The sequence below is a fragment of the Streptomyces katrae genome (genome assembly GCF_000966975.1).
Taxonomy (GTDB): domain Bacteria; phylum Actinomycetota; class Actinomycetes; order Streptomycetales; family Streptomycetaceae; genus Streptomyces; species Streptomyces katrae.
Window position 1 is genome coordinate 1 of record NZ_JZWV01001651.1, and the last position, 1,372, is coordinate 1,372.

General features: G+C 75.9%; 1 protein-coding gene. It reads left to right on the forward strand.

Annotation, left to right across the window (positions count from 1 at the left end):
• Window positions 1–105: 105 nt before the first annotated feature.
• Window positions 106–1,242 carry a glycosyltransferase family 39 protein gene (locus tag VR44_RS39855; protein WP_045952588.1) on the forward strand — a complete coding sequence of 379 codons (1,137 nt, stop codon included), beginning with the start codon at window positions 106–108 and terminating at the stop codon, window positions 1,240–1,242.
• The last annotated feature ends 130 nt before the right edge of the window (window positions 1,243–1,372 follow it).

Below are 1,372 nucleotides of genomic sequence, written 5' to 3' on the forward strand. Positions count from 1 at the left end.
ACTCGCCCCACCCCTCCCTCCCCCTGGGTACACGCGCGGTCACGGCCCGTGGTTCTCGTTCCGTGCCCGGTGGCCGGGCCGTTGATACTCGTGTCCGTGACAACTGTGCCCGCCTCCGACGCTCCTCCCAAGGACCCCGGCCCCGGCCCGCGCCGGGCCGCGCCCGCGCTCGCCGCCTTCGCCGCGGTCCGGCTGCTCGGGCTGGCCGTGCTCGCGGTGTGGTCCGCGGCGGCCGGCAGCAGCCCGCACACGCTGCTGTCCGCGCGCTGGGACTCCCTCTGGTACGCGCGGATCGCGGCGCGGGGGTACGGGTACGAGGTGGTCCTGCCGAGCGGAGCCGTCCACTCCAATCTGGCGTTCTTCCCGCTGCTGCCGTGGCTGGAGCGGCTGGTGGCGGCGCCCACGGGGCTCTCGTACGGTTCGGCGGGCCTGGTGGTCTCGGCGGTGGCGGGGCTCGCGGCGGCCTGGGGGATCTTCGCCGTCGCCGATCTGCTGTACGGGCGGCGCGCCGGGGTGCTGGCGGTGGCCCTGTGGGCGGCGCTGCCGGTGGGGATCGTCCAGTCCATGGCGTACAGCGAGTCGCTGTTCACCGCCCTGGCCGCCTGGGCCCTGTACGCGGCACTGCGCGGGCGCTGGCTCACGGCGGGCCTGCTCGCGGCGGGAGCGGGGCTGACCCGCCCGGTCGGGGCGGCGGTGGTCGCGGCGGTGTGGGTGGCGGCCGCCCTGGCGTGGCGGCGCGGGGAGCGCTCGTGGCGGATGGCGGCCGGGGTGCTGCTGGCCCCGCTGGGGGCGGCGGCGTACGTGCTGTGGGTGGGAGCCCGGACCGGCGGGGGGCTGACGGGCTACCTGGACGTACAGGCGGGCTGGGGCAACGGCTTCGACGGGGGCTGGGCCTTCGCCCGGTTCATCGGGGCACGGCTGGCCTCGTCCGCCTTCCTCGCCGGGGTGGGACTGATCGCCGGGGTGCTGCTGGTGCTGTGGCTGTACGCGCTGTGCGTGCGCCGCCGGCTGCCCGCCGCCCTCCTCGTGTACTGCGGGATCGTGGTGGCGCTGGCGCTGTGCGCCTCGGGGTACTTCGGCTCCAAGCCGCGGCTGCTGCTGCCGGCGTTCCCGCTGGTGCTGCCGCCGGCGGTGGCGCTGGCCCGGCGGCCGGGCGGGTGGGCGGCCGCGGTGGTCGGCGGGCTCGCCCTGGTCTCGGCGGTCTACGGGGCGTTCTGGCTGAACGGCTCGGGCCCGCCGTGAGCCCGGCGGCACCACCGCCGGCTCACCGCCCATGATCACGGAATGGACCATTCCAATCCATGATTGCGCAAAGGAATTGAGCTGCGGCGATAAACCCCCCGTAAGCGCGCGGACAATTGGCGACACCGCA